Raw genomic sequence first — 20,899 nt, 5'->3', positions numbered from 1 at the left:
TTTAGAACTCGATTGTAAATGAACCAATTACAGTAAATGGTGCACCAGGAATTACTGAAACTCTGCCATAATTGATCGAGTCGAAATAGGTCACATCAAATAAATTTTGAATGTTAATAGCAGCTTTCCAATTGTCTCGCTTGTAGAAAATTGCTGTGTCAGTGCGAAAATAACTTGGTAGTACATAATCGTCACCCAAATAAGAAGGTCTTTCTGCAACATAAAACAATCCCAAACCAAAGCCTAAACCCTGCAAGTTACCCTCTTGAAGTTCATAGGTTGTCCAAAGACTAGCTTTATGTTCGGGAACTAAGGCTGCTGTTGCACTAACTGGTAAATCATTACTTTGTGTAATTTCAGCATCGGTGTAACCATAAGAAGCAAGGATATTCCACCCAGGAAAAATTTCACCAGCAATATCTAATTCAATTCCGCGACTTTTTTGTTCGCCAATCGGGATAGAAAAATCAGGATCGTTAGGGTCAGGTGTGGCAATATTAGTTTTAGTAATTTCGTAAGCAGCTAACGTTGCTGAAAGCCGGTTATTTAAATCAGCTTTGATACCCACTTCGTATTGAGTACCGCGTTCCGGCTCTAACAATGAACCATCAGCGCGTTGACCAAAATTTGGTTGAAATGAGCGACTATAACTAGCATAAAGTGAAATTGGTTGAATTGGCTGATAAACAATACCAATTCTGGGACTGAAAGCCTCGGCATAATTGCTAGAATCACTACCAGAACTGCTATTTGCTTCCTGAAAGAAACTACCTTGATCTACAATATCAAAACGACCACCAACTAGCAGCTTAAGATTCTCTGAAAATGCTATTTGGTCTTGCAAAAAAACACCGAATTCGTCAGTAGTAGAAGTTTCTGTAAACCCCTCTCTCGTTGTTGGATCTGCAAGATTGAATGGTGAAAGAAAACTGTAATCTGGGTTAAATATATTAATTGGTGGAGTTAGTTCTGGTAGTAGCTGACTGCGGGTGTAATCTGAAGTTTGTCTAGAGAAATCAAAGCCAAACAATAGTGTGTGTTGAACTGAACCTGTCGCAAACTTACCAACAATGTCTGTCTGTAAAGCATAAGTTTCAGCATAAGTATCATTGGATCTGTAATTTCGTATCAGTTCGCCAGTAGCTTCATCAAGTTCTAACGGCTCGGCTCGGTAATTCAAGCTATCATCTGAAATGAATTGAAAAGCATTGCGTAGGGTTAAGCTTTCACTGAAACGATGTTCCAGTCGATAACCAACACCAAAAGTTTCTACTTCGGAATTGTCATCTGGTTCGCCTAAGAATCTACTAATGGGAATATCAGCAATTCCTCCACCAAACGCAATTACACCACGGTCAAATGTCCGATTATCATAAGCGTAGCTGAGATTGATTGATAGGTCAGTGCGATCGCTAATTTCCCAAGCAAAAACAGGTTCAATGAAAAATCGCTCACTATTTACAAAATCACGGAAACTACCAGCATTTTCGTAAGCAATATTAAGGCGATATAGTAATGTTTTCTCAGGATTTAAAGGTCCAGATATATCAATACTAGGACGGTAAAAGCTAAAACTGCCTATAGACAAATCAGTCGCAAAATAAGGCTCACTCAACGGTTTTTTAGTTACTAAATTAACTATTCCTCCTGGTGATATCTGTCCGTATAAAATTGAGGCGGGTCCTTTGAGAACTTCTATTTGTTCAACATTAGCAGTCTCTGTAAAACCAGGGATAACTTGAAAACCATCGCTGAGAATATCATAAGCATCAAAACCCCTGATATTTAACTGGTCAGTTGTCCCGCCAAAACCACCGATTTGTACAACTCCGCTGACGTTACGCAGCGCATCGGTGAGTCGGGTAACTTGTTGGTCTTGTAAAACCTCTTGAGGAATGACTTGAATTGATTGGGGAATATCGCGCAGTGGTGTATCAGTTCTAGTTCCAGTTGTGGCATTTGGGATGCGATATCCATCTTGTTCGCCTGTTACCAGCAGTTCAATTGAATCTTGATCGGGTGGAGTTTCACTCGCTTGTGGTGTCTGAGTAATCGAGGTAGTTGGTGTAACAGAGAAGATCAAACCTTCATCGCTATCAAATAACGCAACTTGTGGCGGAGTTGTCGCACCTGTGACTGTCACGCGGATGGTATTTGAAGTCACATTTGTTACAGTGACAACTGCAATATCACTCCTTGGGTTTTGGGCGCGAAATTCATTATCCGATCGCAACTGCAACTGTGCATTAGGAATATCAGCAATATAGCTATTTCCTTCAACACGACTGACAGGCTGCAACTGTTCGGAACCCCCCTCAGTTTCTAAAATGATTTCGAGTTCTTGATCTGTTGGATTGAGTCGAACTTCCGTAATTTGTAACTGTGAAGACGGAGTAATTTGCGCCGTTTGTGTTTCATGATTACCACGAACTGCGGTTTGTTCTGCCCAACTAGGATAAGCTATCAGTAAAGAAAAGACACCTGTTAGAAATATCAATCGCTTCAGTTGATTCACCATTGCTTCCCACACCAGTAACAGAAAACCTGAGAAAGTCTCTCAAGAAGTTTACTGGACGTTGCCGGAAGTGAAGCTATAATGGCGATCGCTAGCCGGAGTTTTTTGCTTTTGGTTTAAATAATCTCCAGGATTCACGCCAAATTTGCGGCGAAACGACGCGGCAAAATAACCACGGTTGACAAAACCGACAGCTTTTGCTACTTCTGATACCGTCATTCCTCCGGCTTTTAAATATTGACGCGATCGCTCCATGCGACAATGATGCAAATACCCAAATACTGTTGTGCCAAAACAGTGGCGAAAGCCGATTTTAAGCTTGTGATCGTTTATACCAACAATCCGCGCTAGCTCAATCAATGAAGGCGGATCGTGTAACCGCGCTAGCAGAATCTCTCTTGCGTAGTGAATTCGTTCAATGTCATCAGGACGTAACGTAGATGATTTTAAGATGCGATCGCTCTGCACAAATTGACTAAACTGAAGCGTCAAAAGTTCTAAAGCTTTTCCTTCTAAATACATCCGCTTGCTCAAGCCGGAGTAAGGGCAATGTAAAATTTGATGCAGCACCACTTCCATTTCAGGAGTTGTGATTCCTGAGCGATAGTAGGGTTTAATATCACCACTGGCTGCAACTTCCCTCACCTCAGCAGGTAATTGTGTTAACTGTTCGAGCATCAACCCGTGAAAGAAACTGTAGGGATCTAAGGCGATTTGAACTCTGATTAAGCGCTGTCCTGCTTGCCATGTCTCAGTTTCAGGTACATTTGGAAAACAACTAAGATAATTACGACCAACAACTTCATCGACACAATCTGTCAAGCCATGCAACGTTGTTCTGACATCACCTGATACAAAAAAGCTTAAGCAGGAATCAATGCAGCCAGAATTTTGCGAGATACAGATAATATCATCAATCGTGTTGTACTCATACACTCCAATGCATAGCCCTTCCCGCAGTGGCATTTGCCATTCGCGTACATTACCTAAATATGGCAGATAGCCTTGCTCAAGCGTTTCCCAGCCATCAGACTGACAAATGAGGCTACCATTTTGCTTACCTTGTTTCCATAAGTCATTCCAATCTTGTTCTGAGAGCGCGATCGCCATATTGATTGTTAACAACGCCAGTGGTTACTTTAACTCAAAATGAGAAATATTATCAATAGATATGGTAGTTCCTAAATTTGGCAATTCTGGAAGACTGTGAAGAGTATCTTTTGCGTTAGGAAAGAAAAAGATGAAGCGATCGCACTTAAACAAACAACACCACTCCCTACTATCTTCCCTATAAATGGCACAATCAAACAAAAGACCACTTGATTTGTAATGCCTTCTCCTCCTATTTACACTCAGCAACCTTGGTTAGAAACTTATAGTGAAATTATTGATGTCCGTTCCGAGGGAGAATTTACCGAAGACCATATTCCTGGGGCGATTAATTTACCAGTATTAAATAATGAAGAACGTGCCGAAGTTGGAACAATATACAAACAAGTATCCCCTTTCACAGCGCGTAAAGTTGGTGCAGCACTTGTTTACAAAAATCTTTCACAACATCTTCGCGAACACTTTGCTGACAAAGAAAAAGATTATCGTCCATTAGTTTACTGCTGGCGCGGGGGACAGCGTTCCAATAGCATGGCTTGGGTACTCGGACAAATCGGGTGGCGAGTGACTGTCATTGAAGGTGGTTACAAAACTTACCGCGCCTATGTCCGCGAACAATTAGAGAAATTACCACTTGATTTCACTTACCAAATTCTCTGTGGTAAAACTGGTAGTGGAAAAACTCATATCTTGCGTCAGATGCAGCGGCGCGGTTTACAAGTTCTCGATTTAGAGAATTTAGCGAATCATCGCGGTTCACTACTAGGTGAAGAATGGCAAGATAAACCTGTAGCCCAACCTTCGCAAAAGTATTTTGAATCTCTGTTAGTGCAACAACTCCACAGTTTCAACTCGCGTTTACCTGTATGGGTAGAATCAGAAAGTAATAAAATTGGACAAGTCTATTTGCCACAATGGCTGTGGCTGAAGATGAAACAAGCCAACTGTGTAGAAATTCACGTACCAATCTCAGCAAGGGTTCAATTTCTTTTACAGCAATATCCTCATCTAGTTACTCATCCTGAGATTTTGCAAGCTAAGCTAGGTTATTTGAAAGCAAGATATGGCAAAAAGAAATTATTGCAATGGTATCAAGCGATCGCACAGCAACAATGGGCAGAATTGTTTCAAGATCTATTAGAGTCACACTACGATCCTACTTATACTCACTCTATGCAACGAGATTACACTAACGTGAAACAAGAATTTTCACTTGCAGATCTATCGGTTGCGAGTATCGATAAAATACTTAATTCTTTAGTAACTAATGGCATACCAATTAATTTGGGAAATTAATCTAAAGCTTCCTAAAACTCTAGTTAGTGTGTATTAAAATTCACAGAGTATTATTTTAATTAATAAATCAAGTATGAAATGTAAGGTAGACATCTTGCCTGCCAACCTGCATGAAAATTCTTTTAGTTGAAGACGATCCGTCACTAAGTCAGGCGCTAGCAACGACATTAACCGCCCATCGTTACACTGTCGATACTGCGTTGGATGGTCAAATTGCCTTGGAACTCGCTGTTCAAGGAGAGTATGACATTATTTTGTTAGATATCATGTTGCCAAAGTTAGATGGCTTGAGTGTGTGCCAGCGACTACGTCAACAAGGATGCCAAACTCCCATCTTGATATTGACAGCAAAAGACGCAAACGAAGATATTATTGCAGGGCTGAATGCAGGTGCTGATGATTACCTCATAAAACCTTGTGATTCGGCTCATTTTCTAGCACGAGTAAGAGCGCTGTTGCGACGTCAGGGAAATTCTAAGACTTCTCCTATTCTGACATGGGGGAATCTATGTCTTGACCCTACTCTTATTCAAGTCACCTATCTGCAACAAGTTATTATCCTCAGCCCCAAAGAATATAGCCTGCTAGAGTTATTGTTGCGTCATCCACAGCGAATTTTTAGCCGTAGTAGTATTATCAATCACCTTTGGTCTATTGATGACTCGCCAACAGATGCTGCAGTGACAAACTTGATTAAAGATTTGCGGCGGAAACTGAAGTCAGCAGGGATGCAAGAAGAATTGATTGAAACAGTGTATCGCTTGGGATATCGATTGAAAGCTGCGCCAAAAAAAGAAAAAGAACAAACCAAAGTAGAAAATTGCCAAAAAGAGATAGCTGCCATTGAGCAGGTGATGTGGGACTTTAGAGCTTCTTTGGAAAAACGAATTGATGTTTTAGAAGCAGCAGCGCGATCGCCAATTCATAACCTTAGTTCAGTTCAACACCAGCAAGCGAAAGAAGAAGCTCATCGCTTAGCAGGTGGATTAGGCACATTTGGATATGCTAAAGGTTCAGACTTAGCACGAGAGATCGAACATCTATTTATTGAATGTAATTGGGAAGAAGCTCAACAGAGGCAATTTGCTCAACTACTTGCGGAACTAAAGCAGGAAATTGCTAAGCCACCAATAGCCTTAATACCAACTTTGAAACCGTTGATGTTGGCGATCGCCGACGACACATTAATTGCACAATTACAGCAAGCCGCACCCCATCGAGGATGGCAAATTGAAATTGTACGCGATCGCTCGGATGTGTTGCATCATGTTGGTGATAGTCCCAGCGTGATTTTTATGAGTCTTAATCATGTTGTCCCAGACCGCGGACTAATGCTGCTGCAAGAATTAAAGATCCAATTTCCTAATACTCCAATTTTGATTCTGACAACGCAAGATAGTTTAGATAGTCGAGTTGCTGTTGCTCGGTTGGGAGTGAATCGCTACATTTTACAACCTGCAACCATTGATGAAATTTTTGATGCGATCGCCCAATTGCCGCAAACAACACCTACTGATGCCAAAGTCATGATTGTGGATGACGATCCTGTAGCATTGCAGACATTGATGGCAGTATTACAACCGTGGGGATTGCAAGTTACAACATTAAATCAACCCGAGCATTTTTGGCAAACCCTCACAACTACGGTTCCTGACGTTCTGTTGTTGGACTTGGAAATGCCCACATTTAACGGACTTGAACTATGTCGTGTTGTTCGGCAAGATGCTTACTATAGCGATTTACCGATTTTAATTATCACTGCTCATACAGATAGTGCCTCAATTCAACAAGTATTTGCTGCGGGAGCCGATGATTTTATCGCTAAACCAATTACAGGTCCAGAACTCGTTACCCGCACACTTGCCCGCATTGAGCGATCGCGTATTCAGCGACAATTGCTACAGTATCAAAAAGAACATCGGCAAACTCGACAGTTGCAAGCAACAATTGATTTACTCACGCAAGCTGCAAATCGTCACTACTTTGATGGATTTCTCCACCGAGAATGGCAGCGCCTTGCAGATGCACAAGCTCCTTTAAGTTTAATATCGTACGATATTGATTATTTCAAGTCTTACAACGATCTCTACGGCTATCAAGTAGGAGATGCGTGTTTGCAACGAGTCACTCATGTTGTTTGGGATTGTATCAAACCTGGTCGCGATCTAGTTGCGCGGTTAGGAGGAGACGAATTTGCTATTGTCCTCCCAGAGACTAGCCTCGAACAAGCTCTACAAGTTGCCCAACGCATTCAGCAAGCGATCGCTCAATTGCAGATTCCTCATCCTTCTTGCACTCATCAATATATCACCGTCAGTTTAGGTATTAGTGGTACAATTCCCCAAATTAATATCTCTGCTCAAGAATTAATTGCAATTGCGACTCAAGCACTTTATGCTGCAAAAGCAAGGGGACGCAATACATACTGCTTATATCCGTTATGAAGTCGTTTGATTCGCTGCACCATGTACATCAACGCCTTGCCAAAATTCCTGTAGGAATACTGCTAAGTTTGCCCTTCCTAGTTCAACTTTTAGGTGCTACGGGGTTGGTAGGCTACCTGATTTATCGCAGCGAACAACAAGCAATTCACAACTTAGGCAATAAGTTAGTCAACGAAGTAGGAGAGCGGATTTATCAGCAATTAGATAATTATTTGCAGACAGCGCAAATAGTAAACCACAGAAATCTGGCAGTCATTCATAATGGTCTTTTAGATATTCAAGATTTCGAGCAAACTGGACATTACTTTTGGCACCAATTTGCGACTTACAATTTTAATTCGATTCAATTTGCAAAAACCGATGGTTCGTATATTGGGGTAAGTTATCAAGATCAAATTCCGGTGATTAGCGAAGTACCTAAACCAAATCACAAGCAATTCATTTACTCTACTAATCATCAAGGTTTTCGCACCCAGGTGCAGCAGACAATCGCAAACCCCAATGTGCTGCAAGCTGCTTGGTATCAGGATGCAGTAGCAGCAAAACAGCCGATTTGGACAACAGTATATCCTAAGAATTTATCGCATCCAAAGGCAATTGCAAGTACACCAGTATACGACTCTGAAGGTAGTTTAACGGGTGTGCTTAGTATTGACCTTAATCTGAAGCAAATTAATCAGTTTTTGCAGCAGTCAGAAATAGAAAGAGGTAGAGCAATTATTTTAGAGACATCTGGGCTAGTAATTGCTGACTCAGAATTAACTGAAATAATGACTCAAGGCGAACAAAGCCATATAGCAACAACAGAACCTTTGATTCAGTCAATCACAACTCACCTAAAGCGCTTTGGCAATCTTAATCAATTACAGGAATACTCAACTCAGCTAGCGATCGCTGAGCAACTCACTTATATTCACGTACTTCCTTATCAAAATGCATACGGTTTGGATTGGTTGATTATTGTTGCTGTACCCGAATTGGAATTGATGCAAAATGTTCGTGTCAACCAACGGCATACTTTATTGTTGTGTGCAATCATCATACTTTTAGTAGCAGCAATCGCAATAGCCACAACGCACTGGCTCATCAATCCAGCACCGTATGTAGTGCAAGCAGATGCGATCGCGCAAAGACAGTTTGGGTCATTCAACAACAAAGTGCCGGTAGCACAACTCGTTAATACTTTTCGACATATTGCACAGTTCAACACTGCGGCAACATTTCAAAATCGCAGCCCGCGAGAGCAACATCCAAAACCAATCCTACAAAATTTAGCTCAATCGCTACCAGAAATCATCTACTCGGCAGTTATTAAACCAGATGGTTTGATGCACTTTGAATATATTAATCCAGCGGTTGAAAATGTATACGAAATTAGTGCAGCAGAATTTTTGGCACAACCAAACCGCATCATACTAATGCAAATGCATCCAGAAGATCGCGCAGGCTATCTCAAACAGGTTACTCAAAGTACACAAACAGCTTTTACTTATGAGTGGCGTAGCATCACACCTTCTGGTCAGCTCAAATGGTTGCGTACAAGTTCACAGCCGGAACAACGCAGAGGCGATATCTGCTGGCACGGAGTCATCCTTGATATTAGCGAATGCAAGCAACGCGAACAACAACTGCAAGCATCTCAAGCCCAACTCAACGATATTCTCAACTTGGCAGGAGTCTCAATTGCTCGATTGCGCTTTTACCCCGATCAAACTTTTGAGACTGACTATTGTTCTGCCGGTTGTACAGCTATGGTTGGCTACACTCCAGAGGAATTAACTTCACAATTGTGGGCATCTCGAATTCCACCAGAAGACTTGCAAGCTAGTATGGAACAAGCGTTTGCAGCTATCTGCCAAGAACAGCCAATTACAATTGAGTTTCGCTTTCGGCGTAAAGATGGTTCGCAATGTTGGCTTGCAGATATTTTAACTTCACGCTGGGATGAAACTGAAGGTTGCTGGATTGTAGCTGCTGTAGGAGTTGATATTACAGAACGCAAACGCATTGAAACAGCTTTACATGAAAGTGAAGTACTGAATCGAGCGATTTTAAATGCATTACCAGATTTGATTATTCGGATGCATCAAGATGGTACATATCTCGATGTTAAACCAACGACAGCGTTTCCTATCTTGACTTCACCAAAATTGATTGGAACCAATATTCGCGATCTGCTACCACCAGACATTGCCCGCCAAAGACTAGCAGCCGCAGCCGCAGCTTTGTCTACAAAACAAATGCAAGTATATGAGTTTCCACTTGTAGTCAATGGACAGTCGCTTTGGCAAGAAGGACGAGTTATGCCCCTCACTACTGATGAGGTGTTAGTAGTCATTCGCGATCTCACTGAACGCAATCAGGCACAACAAGCACTACAAGCAAGTGAACAACGATTTCGCCAAGCTTTTGATGATGCGCCAATTGGTATGGCATTAGTATCACCGACAGGGCATTTTTTGAAAGTGAATCGCACGCTGTGTGAAATTGTCGGCTATACCGATGAGGAACTTTTGGCACTGACTTCTGACGATATTACTCATCCTGACGATCGCCAAGCAGATTCAGACTACCGACAACAGCTGTTGACAGATCAAATTCGCTGCTACGAAATGGAAAAAAGATACGTACGCAAGCAAGGTGATGTCGTGCAGACACTCTTGAGTGTCTCCCTAGTGAAAGCAGCGCAACAGCCGCTTTATTTTATTACTCAAATTTTGGATATTAGCGATCGCCATGAAATTACTCGCATGAAAGACGAATTTATCGCGATTGTGAGTCACGAACTGCGCACGCCTCTGACGGCAATTCGTGGTTCTTTAGGAATTCTAGCAGCGGGTGTTTTAGATGACGAACCGCTTCAAGTGAAAGAAGTACTGCAAATTGCCGTGAATAACAGCGATCGCTTAGTACGGCTGCTAGACGATCTTCTCAATCTCAAACGCTTGGAATCTGGTATAGTTCCACTCACAATCGAAACACACATAGTTGCCGATCTCGTTGCGCAAGCGATCGCTTGTACTGCAACCATCGCTCAGGAAGCCAATATTAAAATTTCTACGATATTTCCGACAATTCAAATTCAGGTAGCAGGCGATGCGATCGTCCAAACATTAACTAATTTATTAAGTAATGCAATTAAATTCTCACCCGCAGGTAGTACAGTTTGGCTTAGTGCAGAATTACAAGAATCAAAACCAGTACCTTATATTCACTTTAAAGTTGAGGATCGAGGGCGTGGTATTCCTATTGACAAACTTGAATCAATTTTCCAACCGTTCCAGCAGGTAGACATTTCAGATGCGCAACAAAAAAGAGGCATTGGATTAGGATTGGCAATCTGTAAAAGAATTGTTGAGCAACACGGCGGGCAAATCTGGGTAAATAGCGAACTCGGAAAAGGAAGTACATTTTATTTCACACTACCGATCGCGCAGCAAGATGTATGACCAAGCACATTCTAATTGTTGATGATGACAAAGACATTGGTAGAATTGTGCAAATATCCTTAGAAAAGTTTGCTGGGTGGACAACTGTAACAGCTGGATCAGGGCAAGAAGGATTACTCAAAGCGCAAACAGAACTCTTAGATGCAATTCTTCTTGATGTATCAATGCCCGATATGGATGGATTTGAGTTTTTTACACAGATTCAAGCTAATGCAGCAACCCGCTTTGTTCCTATCGTACTGCTCACAGCTAAAACATTACCAGGCGATCGCCAACGCTTTGCTCAAATGGCAGTTGCTGGCGTCATTACCAAGCCGTTTAATCCGATGACTTTTTGGACTCAGGTTGCAGAGATTTTAGGCTGGTAAGAAAATTTGGATTTTAGAAATTAATACTGTAGTCATAAAAATAGCAACGAGAGTCACTAGCCCAAATAGAATAATTGCAGTAACGACGAATGCAGTCGAAGTATGAATTGGTCGGTATAAATAGTCAGATTGTGCAATCGAACGAACATCTTTGAGGTAGCTGATGATGGCTAAAACTAAAAGAAAAATACCGAGTGCGATCGCGCTTAAGCCAACAATCTGAGCTATTTGTGCATTCAGTGTGGCATCATTTCTAGAAAACGTCTGATTTACGGCGTTGAAAATGCGATCAAAAGCAATACCAAAACCAATTAGCGTCAAGCAATTTTGAATCCAACTAACCAAAGTTCGTTCCGCCGCCGCTCGATTGCGTTGTTTGGCAAGTTCATTGGTAATATTAGTTGGTTGCTGAGACACTTGTTAAAACAAAATTCCGATAAACGCAATAATGCCAATACAAACGAGTGCGATCGCGACACTTAACCCTAGAGAACGACGCGATCTATAAAGATAATCTTCTTCACGTTGAATACGCTTGAGTTCTTGACGATGCTCGATTGATGCCATAATCATGGCATACGTTCCTAACGCAACAAAAGCTAAACCAAGAATCCGAGAAAATCGTACAGGATTGAAGCTTTCAGGTTGTAAGCTACGAATAGCACTGACAATTCGATCAATCCCAAATCCAAAGCTGATTAGTGCTAAACAAGTCCGAATCCATGCCATTAAAGTACGCTCAGCTGCCGCGCGGTTACGCTCTTTGGCAAGTTCAGCTTGAATGTTCGGTGTGCGAGTAGGAAGCGGGTCATTCATTAATAATCAACTCGATTCAGCTTCACGAATTTTCTCTAGTGTAAGATTTGTGGGAATCTTTCTTGAAGTGATGAGTTGAAATATCCGTTAACCTAACTTGTGTTTGTTCTAGTCTTCTTACTAGCTAGTACGTTTCAACTTGTCTTGCAGTCGTTGACGCCAGCCTTTACGCCCTGTAGAGGTAGCAGGTTCGTCTTCATCAGCTTGGTATGCCAGCAAATATGCTGTTGTCAACCATTTGGAAAAATCAGGATGGTGCATTAGCTCTCCCGTAGTACGATTTACTTTTGCTTTCTGTTAAATATTTTACAAAAAGCTTTAGGGAGATCCCTCTGCTATCAGATAGAATCAGAATTACTTGCGACTCGTTACACTAGCAGCATCGATATTAATCAACGGTAGTGTCCCGTTACCGCCCATTACGGTAGGAAAACGACCATCCCACTTTTCTATTGCTTGTTTTTGCAGGAGTTCTGAGGTTAGTGTTAGTCTTTGCAGTCTTTGTGCTTCTGCTTGTCCTTTGGCACGGTTGACTTCGGCGATCGCCTCCTTAGATGCTCTTAAAGCAATAAACTCTGCTTGTTTTGCTTCTTGTTCAGCAATTTGTTTTGATTCAATTGCCTTACTAAACTCTGGCGAGAAGGCAAAATTCACAAGCGAGACATCATCAACAACAACACCATAATTGGCTAGGCGATTTTCAAGTTGTTTATCAATTTCTTCTTTGAGATCTGTTCTTTCAGTAATAATTTGTTCAGCGGTTTTTTTAGCAGTAGCTGCCTTGAGGACTTCTGATACTGCCGGAGTAATAATTCCAGTAATGATTTGTTCTTCACTGCCAACTTGTTGATAAACCTTATTGACTCTTGCCGGATCAATATGCCAGTTCAGCGAAATTTCTGTAGTCACTTTCTGTAAATCTTTAGAAGCTGCGTCAGAATTAAAACTACTTTCTTGCACCCGTACATTGAGACTTCTAACAGTAGTCACCACTGGCATAATTGGATGAATGCCTTCATCTAAAACTGTATCTTGAACTTTACCGAAGCGCATGACAACCCCTCTTTCACCAGCATTAACGATGGCAAAAGGTTTGAAGAAAACTGCTGCAAGTAAAAGTGCAATACCACCTGCCAAGAAAGCTCCCGACTTGAAACCATTAATAGCATCAAATCTAACTTGCATATTTTTTAATTAATCTTTAATAAGAGGATTGAGGCAATGGTGTTCAGTCAATTATTTCAATCAAAGTACCGCAAAAGAATGAACTAACAAGGAAACACTAGAAATTAACTTCTACTACAATTAGTATCGCCGCTGACAGTAAAAAATCCAGAGAATATAATCAAAACTTTATAAATACTTTAAAAGAGAAGCAAAAACTCTCAATAATAGGGTACTTAACTTATGAAAATTCCCCAACATCATGCTTGGAGTCTAACTATAGAAGAGGCGATCGCGCTTCAAGAAAAATTAACAAAAGAAGTGATAACTGTCGATAAAATTCCTCAACCTGTGCAGTACGTTGCTGGGGTAGATATGGGATTTGAAGCCTCTGGGACAATTAGTCGTGCTGCTGTAGCGGTGTTGAGTTTTCCTGACTTGCAATTGCAAGAGTATGCGATCGCTCGTCGTGAGACGTCATTTCCTTATATACCAGGGTTGTTATCGTTTCGGGAAATTCCTGCATTACTTGATGCTTTAGCAAAAATTCACATAACACCAGATTTAATTCTCTGCGATGGTCAAGGGATTGCACATCCGCGTCGATTAGGTATCGCTTCACACTTAGGGTTAATTTTAGATATGCCCACAATTGGTGTTGCGAAGTCTTTGTTAGTTGGCAAACACCAAGAAGTACTGAATATCAAAGGAAGTTGGCAACCTTTACAACATCGAGGCGAAACGATTGGTGCAGCATTACGCACCCGTATTGGTACAAAGCCAGTGTATATTTCCAGTGGTCATCGGGTGAGCTTACCAACAGCAATTGATTACGTGTTGCAGTGTACGCCAAAATATCGTTTGCCAGAAACAACAAGAATTGCAGATAAGTTAAGTAAAAGCGATTAGCAACTATAGCAGGGGTCAAGGGACACTCGTGTAATGTTTTAATATCATCTCCAGTTAAATAACCAGACTATCAGTATCGTTACGCTTTTGTTAATCACTAGTCACTAGCCACCTTTTACTCAAAGATTCCATCTAAAATCCAAAAGTGACAAACTAGCTAACCGAGAAAATGAACAGGGAACATTTGGATAACGGACGTTGGGTAAATAGACTGGGTTTTCTACCTTTAATGGGGTTAGCGACAATAGTAGCTGTGGAAAATGGGACAAAACCTGTATCTCCTAGTGCTACTTTATCGAATTGGCGTTTTGATCCTGCTACAAATCAGTTGGAGATTACGCTAGAAGCCCAAACGACACCCAACTACTTTTTACTTGAGCAACCGTTACGAATTGTTGTTGATTTACCGAATACTCAGCTAGGAAAAGTGACTACACAACAAGATTACTCTGGGGCAGTACGTCAAGTTCGTGTTTCTCAGTTTGACAAGAATGTGACTCGCATTGTTTTAGAACTTGCTCCTGATACAGTTTTAAACACAGGACAAATGGTGCAGTTACAGCGAACCATTCAATCAGCAAAAGGCGATCGCTGGGTATTGCGTCCACAGATTGCGCGTCAAACTCCTGCACTGCCTACTAATTTACCTCCAGCAACGCCTCCTAGCCCACAACAACCTGTTGTCAGTGTGCCGCCACTACCATCTCCTACTACAAGTTCTGTACCAAACGAACCAATCATTGAATTCGGACAACCGTTACCCACAACTGTACCTACGCCAGTACCATCTCAAACAAATACCCCACCTCAAGCAACGACTCCCAGCAGTAGTAATATCGTAGTTCCTGCAGCCAATACTTTATCCAATACGAGGTCAAATAGACAGTCGCCTAATGTATTGTTGCTAGCGGGTACAAGACTTAATCTCCGCTACGCTGGTGAGTCACCACTACCGCTTAAAGTAGGCGTTCCTCAACAAGCAGAAATGGTACTAGCAGAAGATATTCGCAATCGCAATCTTAATGCTCAAAGTGTCGTTATCGATAACTTAATTGCCCCTGCTGGTACGGCAATTATTGGACAATTTGAAACTGATAATCGTGGTAGCCGCTTTGTTGCTCAAGCGATCGCGCTTCAAGGTCAAAATCTACCTTTGGCAGCCCAATCAGGTGTTCTTGATGCGGTAGATCAAGTAACTACCACGAACTCAGCAATCATAGAACCTGGCAAAATTGTCCAAATTCGCTTAACTCAAGATCTCCTAAAACTTTGAGCGCTACCAATGCAAAAAATGATCTGTTATTCCATCGACCACTTAGAATCTTTCTGTTTCTCGTGGTGCAACTGCGCCAGGTTGATTGAGATAGAAGTTCCTTGCCGAATCATTCTGATAAACACAGTTAATTTCGGGTGAACTGCCCAAGTCTCCTGTAAAAGCAAATGTATTCATTCTGTTCTTACAATCGCGTACTTGCTGCGAGGAGATCAATCGGCGCTGTTCTAATATTGACCAGTTGTTGGAACGCATGACACATCCAGGGCGCAAACTCGGCTGTGCAACATAGACATTGAAGGGATTGAGCGATACAAATAGGCGCGTGTCCATTACCATTGCACTAGCTCCATATTGAACGCAGAGTTCAGGATTAGGCGCACTTTGATCGATAAAATCTCTAGAAGCCACATTAGAAGGGCTAAGCGTTGCGGTAGAACTAAAAGCGATACCAATCCCAATTCCTAAAATAAATACTCCTGCTAATACAAAAATTGAGGTGTAATTAAAAGCTGCGGATAAAAAGCTAGGCGATTTAGTTGCGGTGTCTTTGATAGTTTTGCGTTTCATCTTTGCTCAGTTAAGCGAATTACAAATAGATAGTTTTGGTCAGATTTGATCGTAGCGACAGGTACGATGATTCTGCTAGATGCAGCATATTGAGATTAGATGTAAATTAATTAACACAATTTTTGTTTAAAAAACAGTGAATCAAAGCTCACGACAACACGGTAGTACAAATCAATCTCAGTGGCGATCGCTCCTTGCAGATAGCCTGACAGTATTTTGGGGAGACTGGTTAGATTTGCGCGTACGCATTACCCAAGTTGCCGCTTCTGGACTTGTTGCACCACTGATTTATATTTTAGCTTTTGGGTTGGGTTTGGGTAGCTCTTTGCCACAGCCAGCGATTGGTAATAGTTATTTAGAGTTTATCTTGCCAGGAATGGTGGCGTTATCATCGATGACAATTGGTTTTGGTGGCACCACGTTCTCAATTTGTGGCGATCGCTTGTTTACTAAAACTTTTGAAGAGATGCTGCTTGTTCCGGTTCATCCTCTGGCGTTGCATATCGGTAAAATGCTTGCAGGTATTGTGCGTGGGTTGATGACGTCTGGTGCAGTGATTTTGGTAGCAATTGTGTTTACTGGTAGAATCTGGAGTTTTCTTAATCCCTTATTTTTACTGGTGCTAGTGCTGAACTGTGCCGTGTTTTCAGGTTTGGGCGTCATTGTTGGGTTAAATGTGCGATCGCTCGAAAGTGTTGGGCTATATAACAATTTTTTAATTATTCCGATGTCTTTTTTAGGAGCAACATTTTTTGATCCTACGACTTTACCCATCGGGATGAAAGTGATTGTTTACCTTCTACCTCTTACCTACACAAGTACTGGACTACGAGCCGCTGCTTATTTACCACTATCACAGTTTCCGTGGTACAGCATACCGATTTTATTAGGATGTGCGATCGCCTTATCGTTACGAGGAGCTTATCAATTTGCTCATCAACAAGATTAAGTCATTTTGGTAATAGGTAATGGGTAATTGGTCATAGCAAATAATCAACAACCTAAAAAAATGTTACTGAATATTAGGAACAGCAAAATTTATGGTAAGGACTTAATTAAGTATGAGAGAAATGTGATTGATAAATTATGAAAAAAATTGTGGCACTCGCATTATTTGTTTTTGCGATGTTGCCTTTCAAGGCGTCTGCACAGACATATGAAGAATTTTATATTTTTGGTGATAGCTTAGTCGATGATGGCAACTTATTTCAACTTACAGGTGGGCTATTTCCACCGAGTCCACCCTATTTTAACGGGCGATTATCTAATGGTCCGGTTTCTGTAGAAATATTAGGAACTGAGTTAGGCATACTTGTTGATGCAACTAATAACTATGGTTTTGCAGGAACAACATCGGGAGATACCAATGCCCTCAATTTCTTGATAGGCGTACAGCTACCATCATTATCCACACAATTAAATACTTTTCTTGCTACTGCAGGAACTCCTAGCCCTGACGCACTATATTTTTTGTGGGCTGGGGCGAATGATTATATAATTTTGCCACCACAATTACGAACAACTGATACACAAGCTGTAGTTAATAATCTGTCTGATGCCTTAACAACGCTAATTGACGCTGGTGCGCGTAATTTAATTGTACCTAACTTAGCTGATTTAGGAAGTACTCCACAAGAGCGGGTTTTACCAACCGCAGCAGCACTTACAGCCATAACAAATAGTCATAACGCAAATTTAAATACTGCACTTCAAGGATTAGCCGCTAATCGTGACGTTAATATTATTCCGCTTGATATCAATGCTTTATTTGGCGAAGTAGTGACAGATCCGCTGACGTATGGTTTGACGAACATTAGCGATCGCTGTCTTGGCAACCCAAACTGTACAAACCCTGATGAATTTTTATTCTGGGATGGTATTCATCCATCAGCCCGTGGTCATCAGATTATTAGTGAATACGCTACTGCTGTAATTCTCGCACCACAAGCAATTATTCCCCAAGCTGATGTTGCCTTGAGTATTGCGAAAAGACACGGACAACACATTGATGGGCGTTTATCAGCACTACGTGGTATTCAAACTTCTACTGATGGACGTTTGGGTGTATTTCTTAACGGCAATGTCAATTTTGGCGATCGCGACACCACAAATCGCGAACCTGGCTACGACTTTATTAATACAAACATCACTGCGGGTGTAGACTATCGCGTTACGGATAACCTAGCGCTTGGCATTGCTTTGGGATATCTCAATAGCGATATTGATTTAAGCAATAACTTAGGAGATATCAACATTGATGGCTATGCTGTTTCAGCGTATGGCAACTTCGTTCAGAATAACTTTTACACTGATGCTGTTCTCAGTTATGGTGACAACAACTTGGATATCACACGCCAAACCAACTTTTATAATCGTACAGCTAGGGCAGATACAAATGGTAATCAGTTCTCAGCAGGTGTTAATAGTGGCTATGTGATTCGCTCAGGAAACTTTGCCTACGGTCCTACAATCGGCTTAAAATACGATCGCATTAATATCGACGGTTACACAGAAAACAATGCTGGTAGCTTGAATATGCAAGTGCGCGATCAAGATGCAGAATCTTTTATCCTAAGTGCCGGTGCGCAAGCAGCAGTTGCTTTTAACACAGATGTTGGTATAGTTATCCCTAATATCCGCGCCAGCTACGAACGCGAATTAGCCGACAATAATCGAGAAATTGTAACTGAATTTGTTACCCAACCAGGAATTCCGATGCGAACAACTGTAGGCGATCGCGATCGCGATTACATCAAATTAGGTATTGGTGCACAAGTCGTATTTTCTGAGAATGCACTGGGTTCAATTGATTATGAAACTATAATTGGGCGTGAGAATTTTAACGATCAGATAGTTCGAGGAGAAATTCGTTATCAATTCTAATATCATCTCCGGTTGAATAACCAAGCTATGATTGAGGTGCTAGTGGCTAGTGACTACTTACTAATCACTCATGGCTTTAATTGTCAGTAATTAACCGGATTTGATCTAAGTCGATCAAATTAATTTTAGATGTGAAGTAGGCATCTTGCCTGCCTAAAAGCCATATCACATTCAAGATGAAATCTGTTGCCGAAGTTTTTCTCTAAATTGCCAAACTGCATCTGATGTTTCTGACGACTTAATGTAACTAACGAGCAACTTTATATCGAGATTTGGTAATAAATTACTAGTTGTAATGGGAACATACATTTCACCTTGTAGTTGATACAGTAAAAGCTCATCTTCCCAAAACCAAACTTCAGAAACTCCTAAACCTTGATAAACCTTTAAACTATCAACTCCACCGCTAGTCACAACAACTTCAATTGCTAAATCAGGAAATTCTTTATCTGAACCAATACAGTAACATTCATCAGGTTCGATTCCTCTTGCTACGGCTGCTTTACGAAAAGTAGTAGAACCTAATGGATAGTATCGAATCCGTGTTTCTTGTAGATATGCTTCCAAAAGATTAGCAATGATTTTTTTAGTAAACTCGTGCTTGCGTCCAGGGGACATGAACTGTAAGGTTCCTTCGAGATAGGTAATGTGTAAGCCAGGAAAATTATCACCGATAATGTCTAAGAATGCTTCGTATTGCTGCCAAGTTACTCCGTTAAGGATTAATATTTGATCTTCTGAATCTACTTTTTTAATTTTTGCTTCTAAAAGATTGAGATTCATAATATTACGCTCACTCCGCTTGTATATATGAAATAGTAATTTTATCTATCTGCCGAGTGTTAAGCCTATGGCTTGAGAGAACAAATGCCCTACTTATATGTACGAATAAAAAATAATTATCAATTCTACCCTGCTTCCTCTTTTCCCTGTAGCTTAGCAATTTCCTCAAGAACGATTGAATTGGAACGAGTGGCAAACTCAAGGATTAGGGCAATTTCTTGATCGCTATAACTTGAATACAGCTCGCTCATCGCCTGCGCCATGGAGTCAAAAAGTGGAGAGATCTTTTGCACAGCTTCTGGAAGCGGTTGAATAATGACTCGACGCCGATCGCTAGGATCTCGCTCGCGCCGTACATAGCCAACTTTCTCAAGTCGATCAATCACACCAGTGATTGCGCCAGTGGTAAGCCCTGTCAGATCAGCTAGTCGTCCAGCAGTGATTGGGGATGACATGTTAATAATATCTAGACATTCTAGATCGGTGCTATTAATTCCCAGATGTTCAGCAACTGCTTGACTAAATAGTACTGACTGAGCGCTGAGCTTTCGCATCTCTTGGTCAAGCGCACTGAGCAACTCGTCACGTTTCATTAAATCTGTTGACATATTTCGCCAATTTGTTTAGCATCTAATTATCTTAGCAATTAAATTATTTATTTAGTTAAATATATACTTGCTAAGAGTTTACCACTGGTACAAGAAGATCGTTGTCTGAATGTCGGTTTGTCACCTCAGCACAATATATTGGGAGAAATGTATGATGAATGAATATTCTACACAAGCTTCCCAATCTCTAACCTCGAATCCAGCTGATGAGGCTGCTATCTGTGCGCTCTTTGAGCAACTGGTAAATAGCTGGAACCAAGGTGCTGGTGAGGCATATGGTGAGCTATATGAGGAAGATGCAGATTATGTTGCTTTCAATGGCTCTCGCAAAAAAGGGCGCGCGGCGATCGCCAAACAACACCAACAACTCTTCGACACATTTTTAAAGGGAACGCACTTAAAGGGACAAATTGACAGTATGCGATTTTTGAGTTCTGAAGTTGCCTTAGTACATACAACTGGCGGAACTCTAATGTCTTGGCAGTCAGATGCTTCAATTCCTAGACGAAAATCAATCCAAACCTTAGTTGCCAGGAAAAGTGAAGGTAAATGGCACTTTGTTGCATTTCATAATACTCGGATTGGATCGATGGATATAGAAACGATCGCTTCTGGAATTGCAAATTTGTTGTGGCAAAAGTTGCGCCCAAGCAGATAAACCACATTTCAGAACACTAGGGGTAGTCATCCATTTCGTCGAGAACACCACAG

18 protein-coding genes are annotated in these 20,899 nt (G+C 41.2%); 9 read left to right on the top strand and 9 right to left on the bottom strand.

Annotated elements, in window-relative coordinates; genetic code table 11:
• Position 1: 1 nt before the first annotated feature.
• Complete coding sequence (locus CSQ79_RS04680) at positions 2-2,518, bottom strand: TonB-dependent siderophore receptor (RefSeq protein ID WP_099700025.1); 2,517 nt, start codon at positions 2,516-2,518, stop codon at positions 2-4.
• Positions 2,519-2,566: 48 nt separating this feature from the next.
• A complete protein-coding gene (locus tag CSQ79_RS04675; RefSeq protein WP_143755418.1) occupies positions 2,567-3,640 on the bottom strand; it encodes a helix-turn-helix domain-containing protein in 1,074 nt (357 codons plus the stop codon).
• A 204-nt stretch (positions 3,641-3,844) separates the two neighbouring features.
• On the opposite strand from CSQ79_RS04675, the gene mnmH reads away from it, so the two are divergent.
• The 4 genes from mnmH to CSQ79_RS04655 all read left to right on the top strand — a co-directional run bounded on the left by mnmH (position 3,845) and on the right by CSQ79_RS04655 (position 11,182).
• Positions 3,845-4,921, top strand: a complete 1,077-nt coding sequence (gene mnmH / locus CSQ79_RS04670; protein ID WP_099700023.1) for a tRNA 2-selenouridine(34) synthase MnmH — start codon at positions 3,845-3,847, stop codon at positions 4,919-4,921.
• Positions 4,922-5,031: 110 nt separating this feature from the next.
• The gene (locus CSQ79_RS04665; protein WP_099700022.1) at positions 5,032-7,365 is read left to right on the top strand and encodes a response regulator; all 2,334 of its coding nucleotides are present in this window, start codon (positions 5,032-5,034) and stop codon (positions 7,363-7,365) included.
• A complete protein-coding gene (locus tag CSQ79_RS04660) occupies positions 7,362-10,814 on the top strand; it encodes a PAS domain S-box protein (RefSeq protein ID WP_099700021.1) in 3,453 nt (1,150 codons plus the stop codon). The genes CSQ79_RS04665 and CSQ79_RS04660 overlap by 4 nt, the downstream gene beginning before the upstream one ends.
• Positions 10,811-11,182 carry a response regulator gene (locus tag CSQ79_RS04655; RefSeq protein WP_099700020.1) on the top strand — a complete coding sequence of 124 codons (372 nt, stop codon included), beginning with the start codon at positions 10,811-10,813 and terminating at the stop codon, positions 11,180-11,182. Before CSQ79_RS04660 ends, CSQ79_RS04655 begins: the two co-directional genes overlap by 4 nt.
• Here CSQ79_RS04655 and CSQ79_RS04650 read toward each other — a convergent pair.
• The 4 genes from CSQ79_RS04650 to CSQ79_RS04640 form a co-directional block, all read right to left on the bottom strand.
• Complete coding sequence (locus tag CSQ79_RS04650) at positions 11,171-11,599, bottom strand: YidH family protein (RefSeq protein ID WP_099700019.1); 429 nt, start codon at positions 11,597-11,599, stop codon at positions 11,171-11,173. The two genes, CSQ79_RS04655 and CSQ79_RS04650, sit on opposite strands and share 12 nt — an antisense overlap.
• 3 nt (positions 11,600-11,602) lie before the next feature.
• A complete protein-coding gene (locus CSQ79_RS04645) occupies positions 11,603-11,998 on the bottom strand; it encodes a YidH family protein (protein WP_099700018.1) in 396 nt (131 codons plus the stop codon).
• A 120-nt stretch (positions 11,999-12,118) separates the two neighbouring features.
• Positions 12,119-12,259 (bottom strand): hypothetical protein, encoded by a 141-nt coding sequence (locus CSQ79_RS27415; protein ID WP_289500548.1) that lies wholly within the window; start codon positions 12,257-12,259, stop codon positions 12,119-12,121.
• A gap of 93 nt (positions 12,260-12,352) precedes the next feature.
• Positions 12,353-13,183, bottom strand: coding sequence for a prohibitin family protein (locus CSQ79_RS04640; protein ID WP_099700017.1), 831 nt, complete (start codon positions 13,181-13,183; stop codon positions 12,353-12,355).
• Between the two features lie 222 nt (positions 13,184-13,405).
• Between CSQ79_RS04640 and nfi the strand changes: the two genes are divergently transcribed.
• Both nfi and CSQ79_RS04630 read left to right on the top strand, forming a co-directional pair.
• Entirely contained in the window at positions 13,406-14,071 is a 666-nt protein-coding gene (nfi, locus tag CSQ79_RS04635; protein WP_099700016.1) for a deoxyribonuclease V, read from the top strand.
• 169 nt (positions 14,072-14,240) lie between these two features.
• Positions 14,241-15,344, top strand: a complete 1,104-nt coding sequence (locus CSQ79_RS04630; RefSeq protein ID WP_099700015.1) for an AMIN domain-containing protein — start codon at positions 14,241-14,243, stop codon at positions 15,342-15,344.
• A 42-nt stretch (positions 15,345-15,386) separates the two neighbouring features.
• On the opposite strand, the gene CSQ79_RS04625 is transcribed toward CSQ79_RS04630, so the two are convergent.
• Positions 15,387-15,914: a DUF3172 domain-containing protein gene (locus CSQ79_RS04625; protein WP_099700014.1), complete on the bottom strand. Its 528-nt coding sequence runs from the start codon at positions 15,912-15,914 to the stop codon at positions 15,387-15,389.
• A gap of 136 nt (positions 15,915-16,050) precedes the next feature.
• Between CSQ79_RS04625 and CSQ79_RS04620 the strand changes: the two genes are divergently transcribed.
• Both CSQ79_RS04620 and CSQ79_RS04615 read left to right on the top strand, forming a co-directional pair.
• A complete protein-coding gene (locus CSQ79_RS04620) occupies positions 16,051-16,863 on the top strand; it encodes an ABC transporter permease (protein ID WP_099700013.1) in 813 nt (270 codons plus the stop codon).
• 137 nt (positions 16,864-17,000) lie between these two features.
• Positions 17,001-18,797 (top strand): autotransporter domain-containing protein, encoded by a 1,797-nt coding sequence (locus CSQ79_RS04615; protein WP_099700012.1) that lies wholly within the window; start codon positions 17,001-17,003, stop codon positions 18,795-18,797.
• A 171-nt stretch (positions 18,798-18,968) separates the two neighbouring features.
• Here the strand turns inward: CSQ79_RS04615 and CSQ79_RS04610 are convergent, their stop codons facing one another.
• Together CSQ79_RS04610 and CSQ79_RS04605 are read right to left on the bottom strand one after the other, a co-directional pair.
• Positions 18,969-19,580: a Uma2 family endonuclease gene (locus CSQ79_RS04610; RefSeq protein ID WP_099700011.1), complete on the bottom strand. Its 612-nt coding sequence runs from the start codon at positions 19,578-19,580 to the stop codon at positions 18,969-18,971.
• Between the two features lie 125 nt (positions 19,581-19,705).
• Positions 19,706-20,188: a MarR family winged helix-turn-helix transcriptional regulator gene (locus CSQ79_RS04605; protein ID WP_099700010.1), complete on the bottom strand. Its 483-nt coding sequence runs from the start codon at positions 20,186-20,188 to the stop codon at positions 19,706-19,708.
• Positions 20,189-20,339: 151 nt separating this feature from the next.
• On the opposite strand from CSQ79_RS04605, the gene CSQ79_RS04600 reads away from it, so the two are divergent.
• Positions 20,340-20,846, top strand: coding sequence for an SgcJ/EcaC family oxidoreductase (locus CSQ79_RS04600; protein WP_289500547.1), 507 nt, complete (start codon positions 20,340-20,342; stop codon positions 20,844-20,846).
• Positions 20,847-20,899: the final 53 nt, after the last annotated feature.

The organism is Gloeocapsopsis sp. IPPAS B-1203, assembly GCF_002749975.1.
Lineage (GTDB): Bacteria > Cyanobacteriota > Cyanobacteriia > Cyanobacteriales > Chroococcidiopsidaceae > Gloeocapsopsis.
Note: the sequence above shows the minus strand (reverse complement) of the source record. Positions and strands in the feature narration are given on the sequence as shown.

What these genes read in the sequence shown, in the direction of transcription:
- CSQ79_RS04680 (WP_099700025.1), bottom strand. Translation starts at nt 2,518, where the DNA reads ATGGTGAATCAACTGAAGCGATTGATATTTCTAACAGGTGTCTTTTCT.
- mnmH (WP_099700023.1), top strand. Translation starts at nt 3,845, where the DNA reads ATGCCTTCTCCTCCTATTTACACTCAGCAACCTTGGTTAGAAACTTAT.
- CSQ79_RS04665 (WP_099700022.1), top strand. Translation starts at nt 5,032, where the DNA reads ATGAAAATTCTTTTAGTTGAAGACGATCCGTCACTAAGTCAGGCGCTA.
- CSQ79_RS04660 (WP_099700021.1), top strand. Translation starts at nt 7,362, where the DNA reads ATGAAGTCGTTTGATTCGCTGCACCATGTACATCAACGCCTTGCCAAA.
- CSQ79_RS04655 (WP_099700020.1), top strand. Translation starts at nt 10,811, where the DNA reads ATGACCAAGCACATTCTAATTGTTGATGATGACAAAGACATTGGTAGA.
- CSQ79_RS04645 (WP_099700018.1), bottom strand. Translation starts at nt 11,998, where the DNA reads ATGAATGACCCGCTTCCTACTCGCACACCGAACATTCAAGCTGAACTT.
- CSQ79_RS27415 (WP_289500548.1), bottom strand. Translation starts at nt 12,259, where the DNA reads ATGCACCATCCTGATTTTTCCAAATGGTTGACAACAGCATATTTGCTG.
- CSQ79_RS04640 (WP_099700017.1), bottom strand. Translation starts at nt 13,183, where the DNA reads ATGCAAGTTAGATTTGATGCTATTAATGGTTTCAAGTCGGGAGCTTTC.
- nfi (WP_099700016.1), top strand. Translation starts at nt 13,406, where the DNA reads ATGAAAATTCCCCAACATCATGCTTGGAGTCTAACTATAGAAGAGGCG.
- CSQ79_RS04630 (WP_099700015.1), top strand. Translation starts at nt 14,241, where the DNA reads ATGAACAGGGAACATTTGGATAACGGACGTTGGGTAAATAGACTGGGT.
- CSQ79_RS04625 (WP_099700014.1), bottom strand. Translation starts at nt 15,914, where the DNA reads ATGAAACGCAAAACTATCAAAGACACCGCAACTAAATCGCCTAGCTTT.
- CSQ79_RS04615 (WP_099700012.1), top strand. Translation starts at nt 17,001, where the DNA reads ATGAAAAAAATTGTGGCACTCGCATTATTTGTTTTTGCGATGTTGCCT.
- CSQ79_RS04610 (WP_099700011.1), bottom strand. Translation starts at nt 19,580, where the DNA reads ATGAATCTCAATCTTTTAGAAGCAAAAATTAAAAAAGTAGATTCAGAA.
- CSQ79_RS04605 (WP_099700010.1), bottom strand. Translation starts at nt 20,188, where the DNA reads ATGTCAACAGATTTAATGAAACGTGACGAGTTGCTCAGTGCGCTTGAC.
- CSQ79_RS04600 (WP_289500547.1), top strand. Translation starts at nt 20,340, where the DNA reads ATGATGAATGAATATTCTACACAAGCTTCCCAATCTCTAACCTCGAAT.